The organism is Lutimaribacter degradans (genome assembly GCF_023703375.1).
Classification (GTDB): Bacteria; Pseudomonadota; Alphaproteobacteria; order Rhodobacterales; family Rhodobacteraceae; genus Lutimaribacter; species Lutimaribacter degradans.
The window spans coordinates 18,917-40,529 of the sequence record NZ_JAMQGO010000007.1 but is presented as its reverse complement, the minus strand read 5'-3'; the positions used below and the strand labels follow the sequence as shown (position 1 = coordinate 40,529).

The 21,613-nt window shown below is 61.8% G+C and carries 20 protein-coding genes and 1 pseudogene; 17 read left to right on the top strand and 4 right to left on the bottom strand.

The features are described 5' to 3' along the window. Nucleotide 1: 1 nt before the first annotated feature. From ccoO to ccoS, 7 genes are all read left to right on the top strand, one after another. Complete coding sequence (gene ccoO, locus M8744_RS11460) at nt 2–754, top strand: cytochrome-c oxidase, cbb3-type subunit II (RefSeq protein WP_251416115.1); 753 nt, start codon at nt 2–4, stop codon at nt 752–754. Between the two features lie 11 nt (nt 755–765). Beyond that, nucleotides 766–957: a cbb3-type cytochrome c oxidase subunit 3 gene (locus tag M8744_RS11455; protein ID WP_251416100.1), complete on the top strand. Its 192-nt coding sequence runs from the start codon at nt 766–768 to the stop codon at nt 955–957. 4 nt (nt 958–961) lie between these two features. After that, nucleotides 962–1,846 carry a cytochrome-c oxidase, cbb3-type subunit III gene (ccoP, locus tag M8744_RS11450; protein ID WP_251416097.1) on the top strand — a complete coding sequence of 295 codons (885 nt, stop codon included), beginning with the start codon at nt 962–964 and terminating at the stop codon, nt 1,844–1,846. 311 nt (nt 1,847–2,157) lie between these two features. Next, nucleotides 2,158–3,591: a cytochrome c oxidase accessory protein CcoG gene (gene ccoG, locus M8744_RS11445; protein WP_251416079.1), complete on the top strand. Its 1,434-nt coding sequence runs from the start codon at nt 2,158–2,160 to the stop codon at nt 3,589–3,591. Beyond that, nucleotides 3,591–4,049, top strand: coding sequence for a FixH family protein (locus tag M8744_RS11440; protein ID WP_251416059.1), 459 nt, complete (start codon nt 3,591–3,593; stop codon nt 4,047–4,049). The genes ccoG and M8744_RS11440 overlap by 1 nt, the downstream gene beginning before the upstream one ends. Before the next feature lie 17 nt (nt 4,050–4,066). After that, the gene (locus tag M8744_RS11435; protein WP_251416056.1) at nt 4,067–6,253 is read left to right on the top strand and encodes a heavy metal translocating P-type ATPase; all 2,187 of its coding nucleotides are present in this window, start codon (nt 4,067–4,069) and stop codon (nt 6,251–6,253) included. Between the two features lie 6 nt (nt 6,254–6,259). Next, nucleotides 6,260–6,418 carry a cbb3-type cytochrome oxidase assembly protein CcoS gene (ccoS, locus tag M8744_RS11430; protein ID WP_251416053.1) on the top strand — a complete coding sequence of 53 codons (159 nt, stop codon included), beginning with the start codon at nt 6,260–6,262 and terminating at the stop codon, nt 6,416–6,418. Between the two features lie 162 nt (nt 6,419–6,580). Here ccoS and M8744_RS11425 read toward each other — a convergent pair whose 3' ends face one another. Next, nucleotides 6,581–7,966 (bottom strand): D-alanyl-D-alanine carboxypeptidase family protein, encoded by a 1,386-nt coding sequence (locus tag M8744_RS11425; RefSeq protein ID WP_251416036.1) that lies wholly within the window; start codon nt 7,964–7,966, stop codon nt 6,581–6,583. Between the two features lie 264 nt (nt 7,967–8,230). Then, entirely contained in the window at nt 8,231–8,932 is a 702-nt protein-coding gene (locus M8744_RS11420) for an HAD family hydrolase (protein WP_251416033.1), read from the bottom strand. Nucleotides 8,933–9,042: 110 nt separating this feature from the next. Between M8744_RS11420 and clpS the strand changes: the two genes are divergently transcribed. The 5 genes and pseudogenes from clpS (at nt 9,043) to M8744_RS11395 (ending at nt 13,366) form a co-directional block, all read left to right on the top strand. Next, nucleotides 9,043–9,360, top strand: coding sequence for an ATP-dependent Clp protease adapter ClpS (gene clpS / locus M8744_RS11415; protein ID WP_251416030.1), 318 nt, complete (start codon nt 9,043–9,045; stop codon nt 9,358–9,360). Nucleotides 9,361–9,366: 6 nt separating this feature from the next. Beyond that, a complete protein-coding gene (locus tag M8744_RS11410; RefSeq protein ID WP_251416028.1) occupies nt 9,367–10,377 on the top strand; it encodes a class I SAM-dependent methyltransferase in 1,011 nt (336 codons plus the stop codon). Between the two features lie 25 nt (nt 10,378–10,402). Further along, complete coding sequence (locus M8744_RS11405) at nt 10,403–11,203, top strand: SDR family NAD(P)-dependent oxidoreductase (protein ID WP_251416026.1); 801 nt, start codon at nt 10,403–10,405, stop codon at nt 11,201–11,203. Nucleotides 11,204–11,282: 79 nt separating this feature from the next. After that, a complete protein-coding gene (hemF, locus tag M8744_RS11400; RefSeq protein WP_251416024.1) occupies nt 11,283–12,170 on the top strand; it encodes an oxygen-dependent coproporphyrinogen oxidase in 888 nt (295 codons plus the stop codon). 151 nt (nt 12,171–12,321) lie between these two features. After that, nucleotides 12,322–13,366: pseudogene (locus M8744_RS11395) on the top strand (cytochrome-c peroxidase). A 53-nt stretch (nt 13,367–13,419) separates the two neighbouring features. Here the strand turns inward: M8744_RS11395 and M8744_RS11390 are convergent. Together M8744_RS11390 and M8744_RS11385 are read right to left on the bottom strand one after the other, a co-directional pair. Next, on the bottom strand, nt 13,420–14,121 hold the full coding sequence (locus M8744_RS11390; RefSeq protein WP_251416021.1) for a response regulator transcription factor: 702 nt from the start codon (nt 14,119–14,121) through the stop codon (nt 13,420–13,422). Beyond that, a complete protein-coding gene (locus M8744_RS11385; protein WP_251416018.1) occupies nt 14,118–16,043 on the bottom strand; it encodes a PAS-domain containing protein in 1,926 nt (641 codons plus the stop codon). Before M8744_RS11385 ends, M8744_RS11390 begins: the two co-directional genes overlap by 4 nt. Nucleotides 16,044–16,242: 199 nt before the next feature. Between M8744_RS11385 and M8744_RS11380 the strand changes: the two genes are divergently transcribed. From M8744_RS11380 to M8744_RS11360, 5 genes are all read left to right on the top strand, one after another. Then, a complete protein-coding gene (locus tag M8744_RS11380; RefSeq protein ID WP_251415988.1) occupies nt 16,243–18,216 on the top strand; it encodes an AMP-binding protein in 1,974 nt (657 codons plus the stop codon). A 111-nt stretch (nt 18,217–18,327) separates the two neighbouring features. Beyond that, nucleotides 18,328–19,149 carry an ABC transporter ATP-binding protein gene (locus tag M8744_RS11375; protein ID WP_251415985.1) on the top strand — a complete coding sequence of 274 codons (822 nt, stop codon included), beginning with the start codon at nt 18,328–18,330 and terminating at the stop codon, nt 19,147–19,149. Nucleotides 19,150–19,228: 79 nt separating this feature from the next. Beyond that, nucleotides 19,229–20,215 carry a branched-chain amino acid ABC transporter permease gene (locus M8744_RS11370; protein ID WP_251415982.1) on the top strand — a complete coding sequence of 329 codons (987 nt, stop codon included), beginning with the start codon at nt 19,229–19,231 and terminating at the stop codon, nt 20,213–20,215. Nucleotides 20,216–20,217: 2 nt separating this feature from the next. After that, nucleotides 20,218–20,475, top strand: a complete 258-nt coding sequence (locus tag M8744_RS11365; RefSeq protein ID WP_251415979.1) for a hypothetical protein — start codon at nt 20,218–20,220, stop codon at nt 20,473–20,475. Next, a complete protein-coding gene (locus tag M8744_RS11360; protein WP_251415976.1) occupies nt 20,475–21,551 on the top strand; it encodes a branched-chain amino acid ABC transporter permease in 1,077 nt (358 codons plus the stop codon). The genes M8744_RS11365 and M8744_RS11360 overlap by 1 nt, the downstream gene beginning before the upstream one ends. Nucleotides 21,552–21,613 lie beyond the last annotated feature (62 nt).

Below are 21,613 nucleotides of genomic sequence, written 5' to 3'. Positions count from 1 at the left end.
GATGGCAATTCTCGACAAACACACGATCCTTGAAAAGAACATCACGCTTCTTTCGATCTTCGCCTTCCTGGTCGTGACCATTGGCGGCATCGTGCAGATCGCGCCCCTGTTCTGGCTGGAAAACACCATCGAGGATGTAGAGGGCATGCGCCCCTACACCCCGCTGGAGTTGGCCGGGCGTGACATCTACGTGCGCGAAGGCTGCTATGTCTGCCACAGCCAGATGGTGCGCCCGATGCGGGACGAGGTGGAACGCTATGGCCATTACAGCCTTGCGGCTGAATCGCAGTACGACCACCCGTTCCAGTGGGGGTCCAAGCGCACGGGGCCCGACCTGGCCCGCCTGGGCGGCCGCTATTCCGATGAATGGCATGTCGACCACCTGCGCGACCCGCAGTCGGTGGTGCCGGAATCGGTGATGCCGAAATACGGGTTCCTTGAAGACCGTTTGCTTGAGGGCGAACATATCGAGGATCTGCTGCGCACCCACGCGCTGGTCGGTGTCCCCTACGACGAGGATGTGAACGGCGAACCCAGCACCGATCGCTTCGAGAACGCCCGCGCCGATTTCCTGGCGCAGGCCGACCCGGACAGCGACTATGACGGCCTTCTGGAGCGTTACGGCGAGAACGTGAACGTGCGCAATTTCGATGGTCAGCCCGGCGTTTCCGAAGCCGACGCGCTGATCGCCTATCTGCAAATGCTGGGCACGCTGGTCGATTTCTCGACCTTCACGCCGGATGAAAGCCGCTGAGGGAGATACCGATGGAAACCTATTCCTTTCTTCGCCAACTCGCCGATAGCTGGTTTTTGCTTGCCATGTTCGTCTTCTTCATCGGGGTCGTGATCTTTGCGTTCCGCCCCGGCTCGACGAAGGTTTATGACGACGTGGCAGACATCCCGTTCCGGCACGAAGACAAACCCGCCCCCGATGGCGGCCGGCCCGAGGAGGCTTGATCACATGGCAAAGCAACCGAACAAAAAGCAGGAAGTCGAAACCACTGGCCATGAGTGGGACGGCATCGAGGAATACAACAACCCGCTTCCGCGCTGGTGGCTGTGGGTGTTCTACGCCACCATCGTCTGGGGCATCTGGTACACCATTGCCTATCCAGCCTGGCCCGGCATAAAAAGCGCGACCGCCGGTTACCTGGGCTTTTCGACCCGTGGCCAGGTTGCCGAGGATATCGCCGAGTTCGAAACCAGGCTTGAGCCGATCAACGCCACGCTGGTCGCGGCCGACCTGAACGAGATCCGTGGCAATGACGAGCTGGAGGGCTATGCCGTCAACGCCGGCGCCGCTGTCTATCGGACCTGGTGCGCACAGTGCCACGGCTCGGGCGCCGCGGGTGCGGTGGGCTATCCCAACCTGCAGGATGACGCCTGGCTTTGGGGCGGCACGATGGAGGAAATCCATTACACCGTCAGCCACGGCATCCGCAACGAGGATGACCTTGACGCCCATTACAGCGAAATGCCGGCTTTTGGCCGCGATGAGCTGCTGACCAGGGAAGAGGTGGAACAGGTCGTCAACTACGTGATGTCGCTGTCGGCGGTGAACCCGCCCGTCGATGAAAGCCTGGTCGAGGCCGGCGCCGAGGTCTACGAGATCAACTGCGTTGCCTGCCACGGGGAAGACGCCCAGGGCGACAAGTTCCAGGGCGCGCCGAACCTGGCCGACGCGATCTGGCTTTATGGGGGCGATTACGACGCGATCTATGAAACGGTCTGGAACTCGCGCTTTGGCGTGATGCCCCCGATGGGCGGCGCCGACCTGAGCGAGGCCGAGATCCGCGCCGTGACCACCTACGTGCACCAGCTTGGCGGTGGCCAGGACCCTGAATAAAGAGACACCCGTGGGCGTCTGACGCCCACGGGTTCGGCACCGGCCCTTCCGTCCTGTTCGCGCGTTTCCTGGAAGGCCGGTGCCACCTTTTTCCCGGCGGTTGCCATGGGCGTCAAGCCCCGGCTGCTGCCGGTTTGCCTTTGCCGCCGGACGCACGGCCCTATGCGTCTGTGTGCCGCGACCTTGAGGCGTGGCAAACAGCCCGGCTTTGAAATAGATGTGTTTCAGAGTCAAAATTTGACTCAGGTCAATGAGGTGTCAGCCCCAGGCTGACAGAACTGGCCCAGAAATTTCCATGCCGGAGTGATTCCGTGTCAGACACGCAACCCGAAGCCCCCAGCCTTTATGCCGCACGGGAACCGATTTTCCCCAAGCGGGTCAGCGGCAAGTTCCGCAATCTCAAGTGGATCATAATGATCGTGACGCTGGGTATCTACTACCTGACGCCCTGGATTCGCTGGGACAGGGGGCCGAACCTGCCCGATCAGGCCGTGCTGGTCGATCTGGCCAATCGCCGTTTCTTCTTCTTCTGGATCGAGATCTGGCCGCACGAGTTCTATTTCATCGCCGGCTTGCTGGTGATGGCAGGGCTTGGCCTGTTCCTGTTCACTTCGGCGCTTGGCCGTGTCTGGTGCGGGTACACCTGCCCGCAAACCGTTTGGACCGACCTGTTCATCCTCGTCGAACGCTGGATCGAGGGCGACCGCAACGCCCGCCTGCGCCTGCATCGCCAGAAAAAGATGGATTTCCGCAAGCTGCGTCTACGGTTGACGAAATGGGTTGTCTGGCTGGTGATCGCCGCCGCAACCGGCGGGGCTTGGGTGTTCTATTTCACCGATGCGCCAACCCTGTTGGTCGATCTGTTCACCGGCAACGCCCACCCGGTCGCCTACACGACCGTGGCGATCCTGACGGCCACTACCTTTGTCTTTGGCGGCTTCGCGCGCGAACAGATATGTATCTATGCCTGCCCCTGGCCGCGTATCCAGGCCGCCATGATGGACGAAGACACGTTGACCGTGGGCTATCGCGCGTGGCGCGGTGAGCCGCGCGGCAAGCACCGCAAAAGCGAAGGCGCCGAGGAATTGGGCGATTGCATCGACTGCATGGCCTGCGTCAATGTCTGCCCCATGGGCATCGACATCCGCGACGGGCAGCAGATGGAATGCATCACCTGCGCGCTGTGCATCGACGCCTGCGACGACGTAATGGAAAGGATCGGCAAGCCGCGCGGATTGATCGATTACATGGCGCTGACAGACGAAGTGGCCGAGCGCGCGGGCACCCCGCCGAAATCGGTCTGGAAACACGTGTTCCGCCCGCGCACCATGTTGTACACCGCGCTTTGGGTGCTGGTGGGCGTGGGCCTGGTGGTGGCGCTGTTCATCCGCTCCGATATCGACGTGACGGTGGCGCCGGTGCGCAACCCGACCTTTGTCACCCTGTCCGATGGCACCGTTCGCAACACCTATGACGTGCGGGTGCGCAACATGCAGCACGATGCGATGCCGTTCCAGATCACCGCGACGGGCCACCCCGCGCTGTCGGTGGAACTGGAAGGCAGCGACGATGGCACCATCATGGTGCCCGCCGATGAAATGAGCCTGCAACGCGTCTACGTGACCGCCCCGCCGGGAAGCGAACCCGCCGAAAGCGAACGCTGGGATATACGCATCTGGGTTGAGGACACGACCAACCAGGAACGCGTCTACAAGGACACCATCTTTAACGGGAGGGCCAACTGATGGCCGAGCGCAAGATCACCGGGCGTCACGTTCTGTTCGGCTTTGTCGCCTTTTTCGGCATCATCATCGCGGTCAACCTTTTCATGGCTTACAGCGCCGTGTCGACCTTTCCGGGGCTCGAGGTGCGCAACGGCTACATCGCCAGCCAAAGCTTTGACGAGCGCCGGGCCGCGCAGCAGGCGTTGGGTTGGTCGGCGCGGGTCGAGGTCGAGGATGGGCGCCTGTCGCTGGCCATCATCGATGCCGAAGGCCGCCCCGTGCAGGCTGGCAACGTGCGTGCGCTGGTGGGGCGTCCCACCTCGAACCGTGACGATTTCACCCCCGACCTGGTATTCAACGGCAAGGTTTACCAGGCGCCTGTCGAACTGGCCGCGGGCAAGTGGATCCTGCATCTCAAGGCGCAATCCCTTCAGGGCGAACCGTTCGAACAACGCCTTGACGTGCATGTGAAATCCTGACCGCGAAAGCCCCGCCCATGACCGCCACCATGCGTCCCAATATCTCGGCCTGCCCCGCCTGTTCCGCGGCCCCCGCGGCCGAGGCGCTGGCCGAAACAGCCGAGGTAAAAAATGCGCGGATCGCGCTGTCGCTTCCCACGATCCATTGCTCGGCCTGTATCGCCTCGGTCGAAGAGGCGCTGAACGCCTATCCGGGCGTGCATCAGGCGCGCGTCAACCTGACCATGAAACGCGCCAGCATCGAGGCCGACGCCGACGTGATGCCGGATGACCTGGTTCAGGCGCTGGCCGGTATCGGCTACGAGGCACATGAACTGGATGCCGGCACCCTGTCGGCCACCGAAACCGACAAGGCGGGCCGCGACCTGCTGATGCGCATGGCGGTGGCGGGCTTTGCGGCCATGAACGTGATGTTGTTGTCTGTATCGGTCTGGTCTGGTGCGGCCGATGCCACGCGCGACATGTTCCACTGGATATCGGCGCTGATCACGATGCCGGTCATCCTGTTTTCGGGCCAGCCCTTTTACCGCAACGCCTGGGCCGCGCTGAAACATGGCCGGCTGAACATGGATGTGCCGATCACGCTGGCCATCGTGCTGGCCGTGGTCACATCGCTGTGGGAAACCGCGCTGTCGGGCAAACACGCCTATTTCGACGCCGCGCTGGCGCTGACCTTTTTCCTGCTGGCGGGCCGATACCTTGACCACCGGACCCGTGCCATCGCCCGCTCTGCCGCCGAGGAGCTGGCCGCATTGGAGGTGCCCCGTGCCTGGGTGTTGCGTGACGGGCAAGAGGTGCAGGTGCCCGCCGCCCAGGTGGCCGTGGGTGACCTGGTGCGCGTCCGCCCCGGTGGCCGGATGCCCGTTGACGGTGAAATTACCGACGGTGTGTCGGAACTGGACCGTTCGCTTTTGACGGGCGAAACGCTGCCTGTCTTTGCCGAACCGGGCCAGGCCGTTTCCGCCGGCGAAGTCAACCTGACCGGCCCGCTGACCATCCGCGCAACGGCAGTGGGCGAGGAAACCTCGCTCCATCGCATGGCTGACCTGGTCGCCGTGGCTGAATCCGGGCGGTCTCGCTATACCTCGCTGGCCGACAAGGCGGCCAAGCTCTATGCGCCGGGGGTGCATATCCTGTCGGCGCTCAGCTTTGTCGGGTGGTATCTTTACACATGGGACGTGCGCACCGCGCTGAACATCGCCGCCGCCGTTCTGATCATCACGTGCCCCTGTGCGCTGGGTCTGGCCGTGCCGGCCGTGACGACCGCCGCCAGTGGCCGCTTGTTTCGCCGTGGCATGCTGATCAAGCATGGCACCGCGCTTGAACGTCTGGCCGAGGTCGATACCGTGGTGTTCGACAAGACCGGAACCCTGACGCGGGGCACGCCGGAACTGACCAACCTGGGCGACCATGCCGCCAGCGATCTGCAAATTGCCGCCGCATTGGCCGCGGCCTCGTCGCACCCGCTTAGCCAGGCCATTGTGACCGCATGCCAGGCCGCGGGCGTCACCCCGGCCGAGGTGACCGAGATAAGCGAACTGCCCGGCTATGGCACCCAAGGCACATGGCAGGGCATGCCTGTGCGGCTGGGCCGCGCCGCCTGGGTCGGGGCCGATCCGCGCGCCGAAACAACCGCGTGGCTGCGCATCGGTGATGAACGCCCGCGCGCCTTTAGCTTCGCCGATGCGTTGCGTGACGGCGCCGAAGAGGCGGTTCAGGCGCTGATTGCCTCGGGGCGCGAGGTGATCCTGATTTCCGGCGACACCACCCCCGCGGTCGAGGCGCTGGCCCGGCGGCTGGGCATCACCCAATGGGTGGCCGAGGCGCTGCCTGCCGACAAGGTCGCCCGCATCGCGCAGCTGACCGAACAGGGCGGGCGTGTTCTGATGGTGGGTGACGGTCTGAACGACACCGCCGCGCTGGCCGGGGCGCATGTTTCCATTTCGCCCGCCTCGGCGCTCGATGCCGCGCGCGTGGCGTCCGACATCGTCTTGCTGGGCGGTGACCTGTCGCCGATCGCCGACGCGCTGGAAACCGCGCGAAAATCGACCCGGCGCATCCGCGAGAACTTTCGCATCGCGACGGTCTACAACATCATCGCCGTGCCGCTGGCGGTGGCCGGTCTTGCCACGCCGCTGATCGCGGCCTTGGCCATGTCGGCCAGTTCGATTACCGTGTCGCTGAACGCGCTACGGGTGAGGTGACACAAAATGGAAGTTCTGGCTTACCTGATCCCGATTTCCCTGATCATGGGGGGCATCGGCCTGCTGTTCTTTGTCTGGACGGTCAAGACCAACCAGTACGACGACCCCGAGGGCGACGCCCGCCGGATTCTTTCCGGCCAATACGACGACAAGCCCAAGCAGTAGGGGCCGACGGTGTTCCCATTCGGCCTTGCGGCCCGCGCCGAGCAATGCCGCCATCTGCCATGGCGCCGCATGACGCGACTTACCAAAAAGTAAACCGCGCGGTTCCGGCAAGGAACCACGCGGGTTTTGTATATTTAGCAGCCCGCTGCATATACAGGGGTGTCAGCTTGGCGGTGGTCCGACCATGAAACAGGTGACTTGGCGCGCCTGCAAACGGCGGCAGGCCAGGTCTGCCAATTCGCGCGTCATACCAAGGAAATTCGCGTCGAACCCGTTGTTTCGCTTGACCACCTTGCGCAGGCTCCCGTCCAACGTGTCCATTTCCAGCAGGGCCGTTTGCAGCAGCACGCGCTCGGCCTTGTGGCGGCTGGGGTAACGACCGATATTGATCCCCCAATGGTGCCCGCCAGACGTGGAAACGCGGGTTACCACCTCTGGCTGCTCTGCATCGGCAACTGCTTGATTTGCAATGGCTTTCGGGCGCAGCCGCGGGGTTATGCTGGCGCTGGGTGCTGTCGTTCCCAGTGCCACTGTCTCAAGCGTTTCGGGCGGTGGTGGCGTGGCCGCGCCCTGTGCTACGACGGCGTTGGCTTGTGCCTCTTCCAAGGCTTTCTGGATATCGTCCTGTATCGCCACGACGACAGGGGCGGGCTCGGCCTCTTCGCCGGGCCGCAGCACGGGTCGCAGCGATTTCTTGACGGCTGTCATCGCGCGGATCGTCTTGCCCGCGCCGCCGGTTGACCCAACGTAGGCGGGCTTTTCGGGTTTGCGCAGAGCAACGCGGCTGGGTGCGCGCTGAAAGCCCATATCCAGCAATTCGGCCACCCGCGCGTTCCGCCAAGCTGTTGATCTTCCTCCGAAAACCGTGGCAATGATCCGCTCGTTCCCGCGCTCGGCCGAAGCGACAAGGTTGAAGCCGGCGGCGCGGGTATAGCCCGTCTTGATCCCGTCGGCGCCCTTGTAGGCGGCCAGAAGACGCCGGTTGGTATTGGCCACTTCGCGCACGCCGGCATGGGTCGAACGACGCGAGAACAGGTTATAATACTGCGGATAGTCATACAGCACGTGACGGCCCAGCGTGGTCATGTCGCGCGCGGTCGACAGGTGCCCTTGTTCCGTCAGGCCATGCATGTTCTTGAAGGTTGTGCGCGTCATTCCCAGTGCCTTGGCGGTCCGGTTCATGCGGCGGGCAAATGCGGCCTCCGATCCCTCGATCGCTTCGCCGATGGCGGTGGCGGCGTCATTGGCCGATTTCACGGCAGCCGCCCGGATCAGGTACCGCAGCTTGATGCGCTGACCGGCTTTCAAGCCCAGTTTGCTAGGGGGTTCTGCCGCGGCGTTGCGTGAAATCCGTACCACCGTGTCCAGGCTGATTTCGCCCTTTTCAACCGCTTCGAAGGCGACATAGAGCGTCATCATCTTGGTAAGCGAGGCCGGATGAAGCCGGGTATCGGCATTGCGAGAATGGAGCACTTCACCAGTGCGTGCATCAACCACCATGGCGGCATAGGGGGCGGCCACCGCGGAAAGCGGAACCACAACCAACATCCATAGTGCTGCGACGAAATACAGGGCCCTTCGGCCCGGCGCCCAATGCCGATCCTTCACGATCACTGCCTTCTCTGCCTCGATGCCGCCGGTTTTCCGGTCTGACTTTTAGTTGATTATCATCACTCTATCACAGTGTTTTTCACCTTTAAAGTATTCATTCTACGGCTGTTTTTCCATGTTTTCTACGTATGCGGGCATACATGTTGGGGGTATTTTCTGACAGCACGCAACACCTTTGATTTTCTTGTCGGGAAGGCCGGATCAGCCAATCTGCGACACAAGCGCCGGCAATTCACCCAGATCTGACAATTCGTGATACCGCGCCGCGCCATCGGGCGGAGTTGCGTGCTCGATTTCCCACGTCTGGCCGTGGGGCACGTAGACAGCCCAGCCGCCGGCCTCTACCACGGGCAGGACGTCGGATTTCATCGAATTGCCGACCATCATTGCATGGGCCGCTCCATCGCCATGGCGGTCGAATATGGCGTGATAGACAGCTCTTGTCTTGTTGCTGACGATCTCGACGCCGTCGAACATCTCGCCCAGCCCCGATTGCGCCAGTTTCCGTTCCTGGTCCAGCAGGTCGCCCTTGGTAATCAGCAGAACGCGGTGAGTTTCGGCAACCGCAGCCACGGCCTGCGCCGCGTGGGGCAAAAGCTCGATCGGGTGGCGCAACATTTCCTGGCCGGCTTCGATCAGCGACCGGATCACATGGGCCGGCACGCGTTCCTCGGTAACCTCGATCGCGGTTTCGATCATCGACAGAACGAAGCCCTTGATGCCGAACCCGTAGTGTCCGATGTTGCGTTTCTCGGCGGCCAGAAGCCGTTGTTCCAGGTGGTTCGGGTCGGCATGGTCGGTCAGCAATTCCTGGAAATGCGCCTGCGTCAGTTTGAAGAAGCGTTCGTTGTGCCAAAGCGTGTCGTCCGCATCGAAGGCCACTGTTGTCAGATTCCGCGTCAAACGGCGCCCCATTTCCGGTCAACCCTTTTCTAATGGGTGCCAGACGATATATAGCAAGGCCAATGCCCGAAACCGGAAAAAGCGAAACGATGACACATTGGCCCGAATTCATGTCTGACAAGAAAGACGACGACGGCGAATCCGAGGTCGTCGTCAAAACCCGGCCCAAAACCAAGCGGCCGCCGCTTTACAAGGTATTGTTGCTGAACGACGACTACACCCCGATGGAGTTCGTGGTGCATGTGCTGGAACGGTTCTTTGGCATGAATCACGCGCAGGCGTTCGAGATCATGCTGACCGTGCACAAGAAGGGCTTGGCCGTCGTGGGCGTTTTCAGCCACGAAATCGCGGAAACCAAGGTGACGCAGGTGATGGATTTCGCCCGCCAGCATCAGCACCCGCTGCAATGCACGATGGAACGGGAATAACAGCCGGTGCCACATCCCCGCCTGAGCCTTGCCCGCGATGCCGGGTTGTTCGCGCCTGCCGATGCAGGCGATATCGCGGTGTTTGGCGCGATAGACGCCGCTAATCTGGATGATCTGCCGCGCGAGGCGGTGCTGCGCGTGTCGTCGTTGAAGACAGATCATGACGAGTGCGCGCGCACAGGTTTGCGCGCCGCCCTGCAAGCGACCGAGACAACGGCACAGGCCATTGTCGTCTTGCCGCGGGCCAAGGTGCTGGCGCGCGGGTTGATCGCGCGCGCGCTGGCCGTGGCCAATGGCCGGGTGATCGTGGATGGTCAGAAAACCGATGGCATCGACAGCATCCTGAAAGACTGCCGAAAGCGCGGGCAGGTGGACGAGGTGATCGCCAAGGCCCATGGCAAGCTGTTCTTGCTGCAAGCCGGCGTGGCGGATTTCGCCGACTGGGCCTTGCCCGACACCCCGCAAGAGATCGCCGGCGGGTTCGTCACCCTGCCGGGCGTGTTTTCCGCCGATGGGGTCGACCCGGCCTCGAACCTGTTGGCGGGAGCCCTGCCGAAAACGCTGGGCAAGACGGTGGCCGACCTTGGCGCCGGCTGGGGCTACCTGGCGCGGGTGATGCTGGAGCGCCCGGAGGTGACCGAACTGCACCTGGTGGAAAACGATCACAGCGCGTTGGACTGCGCCCGGCGCAACGTGGATGACCCGCGCGCGCGGTTTCATTGGGATGACGCAACCACCTGGCGCCCCGAACGCGCGTTGGATGCCGTGGTGATGAACCCACCCTTTCACAGCGGCCGCGCCGCCGACCCGGGGCTGGGGCAATCCTTTATCGCCAGCGCGGCGGCGTGCCTGGCGCCGCATGGGCGCCTTTGGTTGGTGGCCAACAGGCACCTGCCCTACGAGGCCGCGTTGCAGACGCATTTTGCCCAAGTCGATGAAATTGCCGGCGACAACAGGTTCAAGGTGCTGAGCGCGCACCGCCCGACTCGAAACAAGGGGCGGCATCGCATAGGCTGACCGCCAGAATCAGGAGGCATTTTCAATGTCCTTTTCACTCGCCGGCAAGACCGCCATCATCACCGGGGCGGCCAATGGAATCGGGCTGGCCATCGGGCGGCACTTTGTCGACAAGGGCGCGAATGTCGTCTTTGCGGATATCGACGAAAAGACATTGGCACGTGAAATCGGGCCTGACGTGGACGGTGCCAACTACCGCTATTTCGCCGGCGACCTGCGCCAGAAGTTGAGCATTGCCAACCTGCTGTCGGCGACGATCGACGCCTTTGACAGGGTCGATATCCTTGTGAACGGTTCGCGCCAGGTGATCGCATCGGACCCGTTGAACCCCGACGACGATGCCATGGAGCTGTTGCTGGAGCAAAACCTGCTGACCGCGCTGCGCCTGAGCCAACTGGTCGCCAAGCGGATGATCAAGCAGGCCGAGGGCCAGAGCGAGGGCACCGCTGGCACCATCGTCAACCTGTCATCCATCGCCGCGCGCCGGACCAACCCGCAGCTTTTGGCATATTCGGTATCGACCGCCGCGCTTGACCAGATGACGCGCAGCCTGGCCGTTGCGCTTGCACCGTATCGCATCAGGGTAAACGCGGTGGCCTTTGGCTCGGTCATGTCGAACAGCCTGAAGGATGTGCTGAAAGAACATTCCGATTACCGCAACGATATCGAGGATCACACGCCGCTGGGCCGTATCGCCGCCCCGCGTGAGCTGGCCGAGGCCGTGCATTACCTGGCGTCGGACGGGTCTGGCTTCATGACCGGGCAGATCATGACCGTGGACGGGGGGCGCACCTTGCTTGATCCGGTCACCGCACCGGCGCATTGACTGTCAGGCCGCGCTGACGGTTTGGGCTTCACCCCCTTTCGCAAAAGCCGTAAGTCCTTGCTGGAGAGGGAGGCAAGACATGACCGATTTCACCGCCGAAAAGGATAAAGCCAGCGCCTGGTTCCGAACCTTGCGTGACGAGATCGTGGCGTGTTTCGAAGGCTTGGAGGAAAGCCACGACCAGGGGCCCTTTGCCGAACTGGAACCGGGGCGGTTCGAGGTTACGGAAACCCGGCGCCATTCCGACGATGGATCGGATGCTGGCGGTGGCCTGATGAGCGTGATGCGTGGCGGCCGGGTTTTCGAAAAGGTCGGTGTCAATGTTTCAACTGTATACGGCACCCTGGGCGAGGCCGCGCAGCGCGCCATGGCGGCGCGCGGTGTGCCCGGCATGGACAGCGACCCGCGGTTCTGGGCCAGCGGAATTTCCCTGGTGGCGCATATGCGCAACCCGCATGTGCCGGCAGTTCACATGAACACCCGCATGTTCTGGACACCGCACGCATGGTGGTTTGGCGGCGGGTCCGATCTGAACCCCTGCATCGAATACGACGAGGACACCGCCCATTTCCACGCCACGCAAAAGGCGCACCTGGACCCGCACGGGGCAGATTGGTACCCCAAGCTAAAGGCGTGGGCCGACGAATATTTCTATATTCCCCACCGTCACCGCGCCCGCGGCGTGGGCGGCATTTTCATGGACGACCAGAACAGTGGCGATTGGGCCGCCGATTTTGCACTGACGCAAGACATCGGGCGGGCGTTCCTGCCAGCCTATGTGCCGTTGGTGGAAAAGCGCCGCGTGCAACCGTTTGCCGACGCCGACAAGGACACGCAGTTGATTCATCGCGGGCTCTATGCGGAGTACAACCTTGTCTATGATCGCGGCACCAAGTTCGGCCTTGCCACGGGGCACGACGCGAATGCCGTGCTGATGAGCTTGCCACCCCTCGCCAAGTGGGTTTGAGCCGAGTGGTTCACAGGTTAATGGTTTGAAAATAAACAATAAACCGTTCTTTGATTGACCCAGATCAACGCTTGGGCCCGGCTTGTTGCGATACGATCATCTTGAATGAAGCGCGCATATCAAGCCAACCGGGGCACAGGAGGCCCAAGCGATGAAACTCAGAACCCTGCTAATTTCCACCTCAATGGCCGTTCTGGCCGCACAGGCTGCTGGCGCGAACGAATTGCGCGAATGGGCCGAAGACGTTTTCAAACCGCTGCCTTCGACCATTCCCGCGCTGAAAGACAACATCGTGACGCCTGAAAAGATCGACTTGGGCAAGGCGCTGTTCTTTGATCCGCGCATGTCGGCCTCGGGGGTGTTTTCGTGCAACTCGTGCCACAACCTGGCCACGGGGGGCGACGATAACATGCCGGTGTCCATCGGCCATGGTTGGCAGAAAGGGCCGCGCAACTCGCCTACCGTGCTGAACTCGGTTTTCAACACAGCGCAATTCTGGGATGGCCGCGCCGCCGACTTGGCCGAGCAGGCCAAGGGCCCCGTGCAAGCCGGTGTCGAGATGGCCAACACCCCTGATAACGTGGTGGCCACGCTGAATTCGATGCCGCAATATGTCGAGTGGTTCCAGGCGTCTTTCCCCGAACAGGATGACCCGGTGACCTTTGACAACTTTGCCAAGGCGATCGAGGCTTACGAGGCCACGCTGATCACCCCGGCACCGTTTGATGCCTGGCTGAACGGCGATGATAACGCGCTGAATGCCGATCAACTGGCCGGGCTTGAGCTGTTCTTGGACAAGGGGTGTTCGACTTGCCACAACGGCGTGAACCTCGGCGGCAATGGCTATTATCCGTTCGGCCTGATCGAAAAAACCGGGTGCCGACATCTTGCCCGAGGGCGACAAGGGGCGGTTTGCCGTGACCGAGACCGCGGATGACGAATATGTTTTCCGCGCCTCGCCGCTGCGCAACATCGACCAGACAGCGCCCTATTTCCACTCGGGCCTTGTGTGGGATCTCAAGGTTGCCGTGCAGATCATGGGCGAAAGCCAGCTTGGCGAGGATCTGACCGATGAAGATGCAGACCAGATCGTGGCCTTCTTGGGCAGCCTGACCGGCGAGATGCCCGAGGTCGTCTATCCGGTGCTGCCGGTTGAAACGGCAACCACGCCGCACCCGACGGGTGAAGTGAAGTAAACCAGATTGCGTCCCCGACCGGCGCGCGCAAGGGTATCCTTGCGCGCGCTTTTTCATGTCCAGTTCACATCGCCCAGAAAGATGTAGCCCGCACCGTAGATCGTTTTGATCAGGCGGGGGTTTTTCGGGTCTTCGCGCAGTTTGTGGCGCAGGCGTGAAATGCGCACGTCCATTGCCCGGTCAAAACTTTCCCCTGCGGCACCGCCCAGGGTTTCCTGCATCACCGCCCGGGAAATCAGGCGTTTGGGCCGTTCCAGGAACAGGCGAAGAACCTCGCCCTCGGCATGGGAAAAGGGGGTTTGTTGGCCAGCCTCGTCAATCAGCGTGTAGCTGTCGAAACAGGCCGTCCAGCCGTTGAACCGCGCGCGGTTGCCGGTGTGGGTGGTCGAACGGTCGCGGCGCAGGCGGGCGCGGACGCGCGCCACCACCTCGACCGGGTCGAAGGGCTTGATGATATAGTCGTCGGCGCCCAGTTCCAGCCCGGTTACCCTGTCCTGCACCTGGGCCCGCCCCGAGATGATGATGACCGAGGCCCCCTTTTCCAGCGCAAGGCGATGAACCAGCGTCAGCCCGTCGCGGTCGGGTAGCGACAGGTCGACAAGGCAGACATCGGGCGTGGTGGTTTGCAGCGCCGCCTCGAACTCGGTCGCGCGGCCAAAGCACATCGTGCGAAACCCGGCCTCTTGTAGCGCATCTGCCAACATGGTGCGGATTGCCGGCTCATCATCCAGGATGGAAACAAGCGGTTGCGTCATGATTGCGCCCCCCGGGTGCTTAGAAACGCGCCCAATTCGCGGGCCGAGAAGGGTTTGCGCAGAACCGGCGCGCGGGTCAATGCCTGAACGTGCAGCGGATGTTCGGGCGGCAGCGATGTCATCAGGATGCAAGGCGGCGCGTCGTCGGGCAGGGCGGCAGCCAGGTCCAGCCCGGTTTTAACCCCTTCCAGCGAAATATCGGAAAGGATCAACCGAATATCGGGCACTTCGCGCAAAAGGCCCAGGGCCTCGTCCGCCGATGTCGCCTCGATCACCGTGTGGCTCTGATCGGTCAGCATGGCGCGAATACCGGCGCGCAGGTCGGTGCTGTCTTCGACCAGCAGAACAAGCCCCGGCGCAACCGGCGGCGGGGCGGGTCGCAGTGGCAGGCGCAGGCGCACGCGCGCGCCCCCCTCGGTTCGGTTCGACAGTTGTACTTGCCCGCCAGCCAACTTGGCGGTGTCATAGACCATTGCCAGCCCCAGCCCCGAGCCTTCGCCGCCCTTGGTGGAAAAGAACGGCTGGAACGCGTGGTCCAGCGCCACCTGGTCAAAGCCCGGACCGGTATCGGTTACGGTGAAATCGGCCCAGGTGTTCTGCACCGGGGTCACGGACAAGGTGATGCCGCCGTTGTCGCCGATCGCGTCGCGGGCGTTCAGAAACAGGTTCAAGAGCGCGTCTTGTATCATCCCCGGGTCCAGCATCAGGCGATCGTTTTCCAGCATGTTGAACACGTCGAGCCGGATGCCTTGCGGCAGGGCAGGGGCGGCCAGCATTTCAAGATCATGCAAGAGCGGGGCAAGGCTGGTCGGTTGCGGGCGCCATTCGCGGGCGCCGGTTATATCGGCCAGGCGATTGAGCAACGATCCGCCCCGATGGGTCGCGCCCAGCGTGGCGGCGACCAGTTCGGCCGCACCGGCCGGGAGGTCCATGCGTTGCAGGCGCGACTGGCTGCCCATGATGATTGTCAAAAGATTCGAGAAATCATGCGCCAGACCGCTGGTCAGCTGCGCGGCCAATTCGCGCCGCCGCGTCTGTTGCAGGGCCGTGCGCGCCTGGGTTTCCTCGGTAATGTCGGTGGACAGAAGGTAGACCCCCATGATCTGCCCGTCCTGGCGCAGGTCAGGGGTAAAGGCCGTGCGGATACGGCGCGAAGACCCTTCATGGGTGAACTCCATAACCGATGGCTGACCCTCGAAAGCGGCATCCAGGTTCTTGTGGATATGGCCATATGCCTCGTCCCCCAATGCCTCGGCGATGGGCAGGCCCACGATATGCGCCGGTCGTCCGGGCAGGATCGAGCTTAGCCGCAGGTTGGAGAACGTATAGGTTCTGTTCAGGCCCACATGCGCGATGTGGGCGGGCATCATTTCGGTCGTCAGCCGGGTGCGCGCCTCGGTTTCGGTCAATTGGCGCTTGGCCTCTTCCAAGGCGGCGATGGTGCTGGCCAGCTTGCGGTTTGTGGCCGACAGTTCCTCGGCATGGGCAAGCAGCTTGTCCGACAATTCTTCGGAACGGGCGCGCAACAATGCCTCCTGGTTCTTGGTCTGGGTAATGTCGGTATAGACGGTGATCCAACCTCCCTCGGGCAGGGGCGCGCCCTCGACACTGATGACGCGGCCATCCGGGCGGGTGCGCTCCATGTAATGCGGCTCGAACGCGCGGGCCTGCTCGACACGGCTGTGCACCGCCTGGTCGGGGTCGTCGAAGGGGCCGTATTCGCCGCGTTCCACAAGATGGCGAATGGTGTCTTCGAACCGCGCGCCGGGTGTCGTCAGCGCGCCGGGCAGGTTGAACATTTCGCGGAACATGCGGTTGCAGATCACCAGTCGCAGGTCGCTGTCATAGATCGAAAGCGCCTGTTGGATCAGGTTCAGACCGGCCATCATCATTGGCGCGCGGTCTAGGCTGTGCTGGGTCATGGTCTGCCTCCTGAGACATTGCGATAGCACCCGGCGTGCGTTCGGCAAAGCGCACCCTGAGCTTGTTACAATTCGTAAGGTTTGGGCAATGTTCACGAAAAAGTTGACGGCAAGCCTGCCACCTGCACCAATTGACCCGGAAGAATCGCCGGGACAGGCGGTCATCTGCCTGCGAAGACGGGCAAAGGGAGGAACAGAATTGGCACAGTCGTCTCAGGCGACCGGCGGGCTTGGGTCCGTTCCGGCGCTGCTGCTTCGTAACGCTGCGGAATTCGGTGACAAGCCGGCCTATCGCGAAAAGGAATTCGGGATCTGGCAAAGCTGGACCTGGAAAGAGACCGAACAGGAAATCCGTAACCTGGCCCTGGGCCTTATGAACCTTGGCGTGAACGAAGGCGATTTCGTCGCCATCATCGGCAACAACCGTCCGCACCTGTATTGGGGCATGGTCGCCGCGCAATGGGTCGGTGCGATTCCGGTTCCGCTCTATCAAGACAGCGCCGCCGAAGAGATGGCCTATGTTCTCGATCATTGCGGCGCGCGCTTCGTGATCGCGGAAGACCAGGAACAGGTCGACAAGGTGATCGAGGTGCAGGACCGCCTGCACCAGTTCGAGCATCTGATCTATCTCGACCCACGGGGCATGCGGAAATACGACCATGCGCATCTTCACGAATATACCCACGTGCAGGAACAAGGGCACGCTGCCCGCGACGAGTTTACACCCGAGTTGGAGAAACGCGGTGCCAAGCTGACATATGACTCGGTTTGCGTAATGCTTTACACCTCGGGGACGACGGGCAAGCCCAAGGGCGTTGTCCTGTCGAACCGCAACATCATTGAAACCGCCAAAAGCAGCGCCGAGTTCGACAATTTGACCCCGGGCGAGGAAATCCTGGCCTATCTGCCGATGGCATGGGTCGGTGATTTCATCTTTTCCATCGGCCAGGCATTCTGGACCGGGTTCTGCGTCAACTGCCCTGAAAGCCCCGACACCGTGGCCGCCGACCTGCGCGAGATAGGGCCGACCTATTATTTCGCGCCGCCGCGCGTGTTCGAAACCCAGCTGACCAACGTGATGATCCGCATGGAGGATGCCGGGCGGCTGAAAAAGTGGCTGTTCGACACGTTCATGGCACATGCCCGCCGCGTCGGGCCTGATATACTGGATGGCAAGCCGGTAGGCGCATGGGACAGGTTCAAATACTGGTTGGGCGATCTGTTCATCTACGGCCCGCTGAAGAACACGTTGGGCTTTTCCAAAGTGCGCGTGGGCTACACGGCAGGTGAGGCCATCGGCCCGGAAATCTTTGATTTCTACCGCAGTCTCGGTATCAACCTGAAACAGCTTTACGGCCAGACCGAGGCCAGCGTGTTCATCACCGTTCAACCCGATGGCGAGGTGCGCAGCGACACGGTTGGCGTACCGGCACCGGGGGTCGAACTGCGTATCGGCGATAGTGGCGAGGTCTATTACCGCAGCCCGGGCGTGTTCGAGTATTATTTCAAGAACGAGGAAAGCACGAAGTCGACCAAGGATGAGGAGGGCTGGGTTGCCACGGGTGACGCGGGCTTTATCGAGCCCGACACCGGCCATCTGCGGATCATCGACCGCGCCAAGGATGTCGGCAAGATGGTCGACGGCAGCCTGTTCGCGCCGAAATACGTTGAGAACAAGCTGAAATTCTACCCCAACATCCTTGAGGCGGTGGTGTTCGGCAATAACCGTGACAAGTGCATGGCCTTTATCAACATCGACCTTTCGGCGGTGGGCAACTGGGCAGAGCGCAACAATATTGCTTATTCCAGCTACCAGGAACTTGCCGGTCATCCCAAGGTTTACGAGATGATCCAGAACCATGTCGAAGAGGTGAACGCCAGCGTCGCCCAAGACGAGATGCTGTCGGGCTGCCAGGTGCACAGGTTCCTGATTCTTCACAAGGAGCTGGATGCCGATGACGGCGAAATGACCCGCACCCGCAAGGTGCGGCGCCGCATCGTGGAAGAGAAATTCGCCGACCTGATCGAAGCGCTTTATGGCGGCAAGACCGAGCAATATACCGAGACCGAAGTGACCTATGAGGATGGGCGGAAGGGCAAGATCTCGGCCACTTTGGAAATACGCGATGCCAAGGTGGTGCCGGTCACGACGCAGAAGGTGGCCGCGGAATGATGGCCCGGCACGCGCCGCTCGTGGCCCCGCGGACCACATCGCCCCGCCCGCCGTCCCGTAGCGGGGGAGTATCGGCCCAGACCATATTTCAGACGACAGAGGGGAAGCGCCATGCTTGACGCGACCGACGAAGGCTACGTCACATCGGATGGCCGCAAGATCGGCGATGTCCTGATGGAGATGAAGAACATCACGCTGCGGTTCGGTGGGGTCAAGGCGATCACCGACATCAGTTTCGACATCCGCCAAGGTGAGATCCGCGCGATCATCGGCCCGAACGGGGCGGGCAAGTCATCCATGCTGAACGTGATCTCGGGTTTCTACGTCCCGCAAGAGGGCGAGGTCTGGTACAAGGGGCAAAAGCGCCCGCAGATGAAACCCTTCCAAGTGGCGCAGCTGGGCATTGCCCGGACCTTTCAGAACATCGCCCTGTTCGAGGGCATGACGGTTCTGGACAACGTCATGACCGGGCGGCTGAATTACATGAAAACGAACCTCTTCCAGCAGGCCCTGTGGAAGGGCAAGGCGGAAGAGGAAGAGACCAAGAACCGGGAAGTCGTTGAAAAGGTTATCGACTTTCTGGAAATTCAGTCGATCCGCAAGACACCCGTGTCGCGCTTGCCTTATGGTTTGAAAAAACGGGTGGAACTGGCCCGCGCACTGGCGGCCGAGCCGTCGCTGCTGCTGCTGGATGAGCCGATGGCGGGGATGAATGTCGAGGAAAAAGAGGACATGAGCCGCTTTGTCCTGGATGTGAACGATGAATTCGGCACCACCATCGCGTTGATCGAGCATGACATGGGCGTGGTGATGGACCTTTCAGACCGTGTCGTCGTGATGGATTACGGCAAGAAGATCGGTGACGGCACGCCCGATGAGATCCGCAACAACCAGGCGGTGATCGACGCCTACCTGGGGGTCGCCCATGACTGATTTCGCACGTCACATGGCATGCACATCACGTGCATACCCGATGCAGATGATGCCCGCCCCGGAAAGAGGAGCCTGATCCATGCCCGATCAACTGATTTTCGCGATGGAGGTATTCCTGAACGGTCTGATGGCCGGGGTTCTCTACGCGCTTGTCGCCCTTGGTTTTGTCTTGATCTACAAGGCCAGCGGCATCTTCAACTATTCGCAGGGCGTCATGGCCCTTTTCGCCGCGCTGACGCTGGTCGGCATCATGGAAGGCCGAGTGCCCTTTGCCCACCTGATCAACGCGACCTTCGGCACCGAGATACACCACTTTGGCTGGCACCTGCCGGCGCTGGCGGCGATCTTGCTGACCATGGGTGTAATGGTGGTTCTGGCCTGGGCGGTGAACAAGCTGATCTTCAACCACCTGGTCAACCAGGAGCCGATCATCCTTTTCATGGCGACCATCGGCCTGGCCTATTTCATGGAAGGGTTCGGCGACGTCATGTGGGGCGCCGACATCAAGAAGCTTGATGTGGGCCTGCCGCAGGGGATCAACACCGCCATCGACGAAATCACCTACGGCTGGTTCGGATACGGGTTCTTCATCGACAACCTGGACATAGTTGCCACCATCATAGCCGCGTTGCTGGTGATCGCCCTGGTGATGTTTAGCCAGTACACCAAGCAGGGCCGGGCCATGCGCGCGGTGGCCGATGACCACCAGGCCGCGCTGTCGGTGGGGATCAGCCTGAACTTCATCTGGATCATGGTGTGGTCGCTGGCAGGCTTCGTGGCGCTGGTCGCGGGTATCATGTGGGGCACCAAGATGGGGGTGCAGTTCAGCCTGTCGCTTATCGCGCTCAAGGCGCTGCCGGTTCTGATGCTGGGCGGCTTTACTTCGATCCCCGGGGCCATCGTTGGTGGGTTGATCATCGGCGTGGGCGAAAAGCTGTTCGAATTCGCCATCGGCCCGATGATCGGTGGGGCAACCGAAAATTGGTTCGCCTATGTGCTGGCGCTGATTTTCCTCGTGTTCCGGCCGCAAGGCCTGTTCGGCGAGAAGATTATCGAGAGGGTTTGAGAATGCGCAAGCTGATCGCGATACTGAACGTGGTCGCATGGGCCGGTTTCTGGGCCTTTGGCTATATCGCCCTGACGACCCACGCCCACAACGTGCGCGATATGGTGACCGCTGCCATTCTTGCGGCCCTTGGCGGGGCGGTGGGCATGTGGGCCTATTTTCGCCTGATCCGTATCAATGAAGAAACCGGATACGCCAAGCGTCCGAACCGCGCCGACAGGTCGCATCTGGATATCGAAGAAAACGGGGAGCAAGCCTGATGTTCTATCGTGAAGCGGGCGATTTCAAGACGTCCTATGTGGAAGACAGCCAGACCTTCCCGATCAAGTTCGACCGGTACCGGTATTACTTCGTACTGGTCTGTGCCTTTGCCGTGGTGCCCTTTGTCATCAACGACTACTGGGTGAACGCGATCTTCATGCCGTTCCTGATCTATTCGATCGCCGCGATCGGGCTGAACATCCTGGTGGGCTATTGCGGGCAGGTGTCGCTGGGCACCGGGGGCTTCATGGCCGTGGGGGCCTATGGCTGCTACAAGCTGATGACCGCCTTCCCGGACGTGAGCATTTTCTTTCACATAATCGCGGCCGGGGGCATTACCGCCCTTGTCGGGGTTCTGTTCGGTTTGCCCAGCCTGCGGATCAAGGGCTTTTACTTGGCGGTGGCGACGCTGGCCGCCCAGTTTTTCCTGGTGTGGCTGTTCAACCGAGTGCCGTGGTTCTATAACTATTCGGCCTCGGGGCAGATCTCGGCGCCTGAACGCACGATTTTCGGCATCGAGGTGACTGGCGCCAATACCGAAGCTTGGGCCACCTACCTGTTCTGCCTGGTCTTTACCGTGGCTAGCGCCATCGTGGCGCGCAACCTGACACGCGGCGCGCAGGGGCGCAAATGGATGGCGATCCGCGACATGGATATCGCCGCCGAGATCATCGGCGTGGACCCGCTGAAGGCGAAACTGTCGGCCTTTGCCGTGTCGTCGTTTTTCGTGGGTATTTCGGGGGCGCTGTTCTTTGCGGTCTACCTGGGCGCGGTCGAAGTTGGCGAGGCGTTCGGTATCAACAAGTCGTTCCTGGTGTTGTTCATGGTCATCATCGGCGGGCTTGGGTCGATCTTTGGCTCGTTCGCGGGCGCCGCGTTCCTGGTTCTGTTGCCGGTCTTGCTGAAAAACGTGCTGGTCGCAGGGCTGGGCTGGCCGACCGACCTGGCGGCGCATCTGGAGTTCATGATCGTGGGCGCATTGATCATCGCCTTTCTTATCGCCGAGCCACATGGCTTGGCGCAGCTGTGGCGTGTGATGAAGGAAAAGCTGCGGCTGTGGCCGTTCCCGCACTAGGGGCGGCGCGCCCTGTCGAAAGTCGGGGCGCATTCAGTAATGACACGCATCGGACATAACCA

Excerpts from the sequence above, each read along its gene's own strand:
- ccoP (WP_251416097.1), top strand. The coding sequence starts at position 962 with ATGGCAAAGCAACCGAACAAAAAGCAGGAAGTCGAAACCACTGGCCAT.
- M8744_RS11365 (WP_251415979.1), top strand. The coding sequence starts at position 20,218 with ATGCGCAAGCTGATCGCGATACTGAACGTGGTCGCATGGGCCGGTTTC.
- M8744_RS11440 (WP_251416059.1), top strand. The coding sequence starts at position 3,591 with ATGGCCGAGCGCAAGATCACCGGGCGTCACGTTCTGTTCGGCTTTGTC.
- ccoO (WP_251416115.1), top strand. The coding sequence starts at position 2 with ATGGCAATTCTCGACAAACACACGATCCTTGAAAAGAACATCACGCTT.
- M8744_RS11455 (WP_251416100.1), top strand. The coding sequence starts at position 766 with ATGGAAACCTATTCCTTTCTTCGCCAACTCGCCGATAGCTGGTTTTTG.
- hemF (WP_251416024.1), top strand. The coding sequence starts at position 11,283 with ATGACCGATTTCACCGCCGAAAAGGATAAAGCCAGCGCCTGGTTCCGA.
- M8744_RS11405 (WP_251416026.1), top strand. The coding sequence starts at position 10,403 with ATGTCCTTTTCACTCGCCGGCAAGACCGCCATCATCACCGGGGCGGCC.
- M8744_RS11375 (WP_251415985.1), top strand. The coding sequence starts at position 18,328 with ATGCTTGACGCGACCGACGAAGGCTACGTCACATCGGATGGCCGCAAG.
- ccoS (WP_251416053.1), top strand. The coding sequence starts at position 6,260 with ATGGAAGTTCTGGCTTACCTGATCCCGATTTCCCTGATCATGGGGGGC.
- clpS (WP_251416030.1), top strand. The coding sequence starts at position 9,043 with ATGTCTGACAAGAAAGACGACGACGGCGAATCCGAGGTCGTCGTCAAA.
- M8744_RS11370 (WP_251415982.1), top strand. The coding sequence starts at position 19,229 with ATGCCCGATCAACTGATTTTCGCGATGGAGGTATTCCTGAACGGTCTG.
- M8744_RS11385 (WP_251416018.1), bottom strand. The coding sequence starts at position 16,043 with ATGACCCAGCACAGCCTAGACCGCGCGCCAATGATGATGGCCGGTCTG.
- M8744_RS11425 (WP_251416036.1), bottom strand. The coding sequence starts at position 7,966 with ATGTTGGTTGTGGTTCCGCTTTCCGCGGTGGCCGCCCCCTATGCCGCC.
- M8744_RS11390 (WP_251416021.1), bottom strand. The coding sequence starts at position 14,121 with ATGACGCAACCGCTTGTTTCCATCCTGGATGATGAGCCGGCAATCCGC.
- M8744_RS11435 (WP_251416056.1), top strand. The coding sequence starts at position 4,067 with ATGACCGCCACCATGCGTCCCAATATCTCGGCCTGCCCCGCCTGTTCC.
- M8744_RS11360 (WP_251415976.1), top strand. The coding sequence starts at position 20,475 with ATGTTCTATCGTGAAGCGGGCGATTTCAAGACGTCCTATGTGGAAGAC.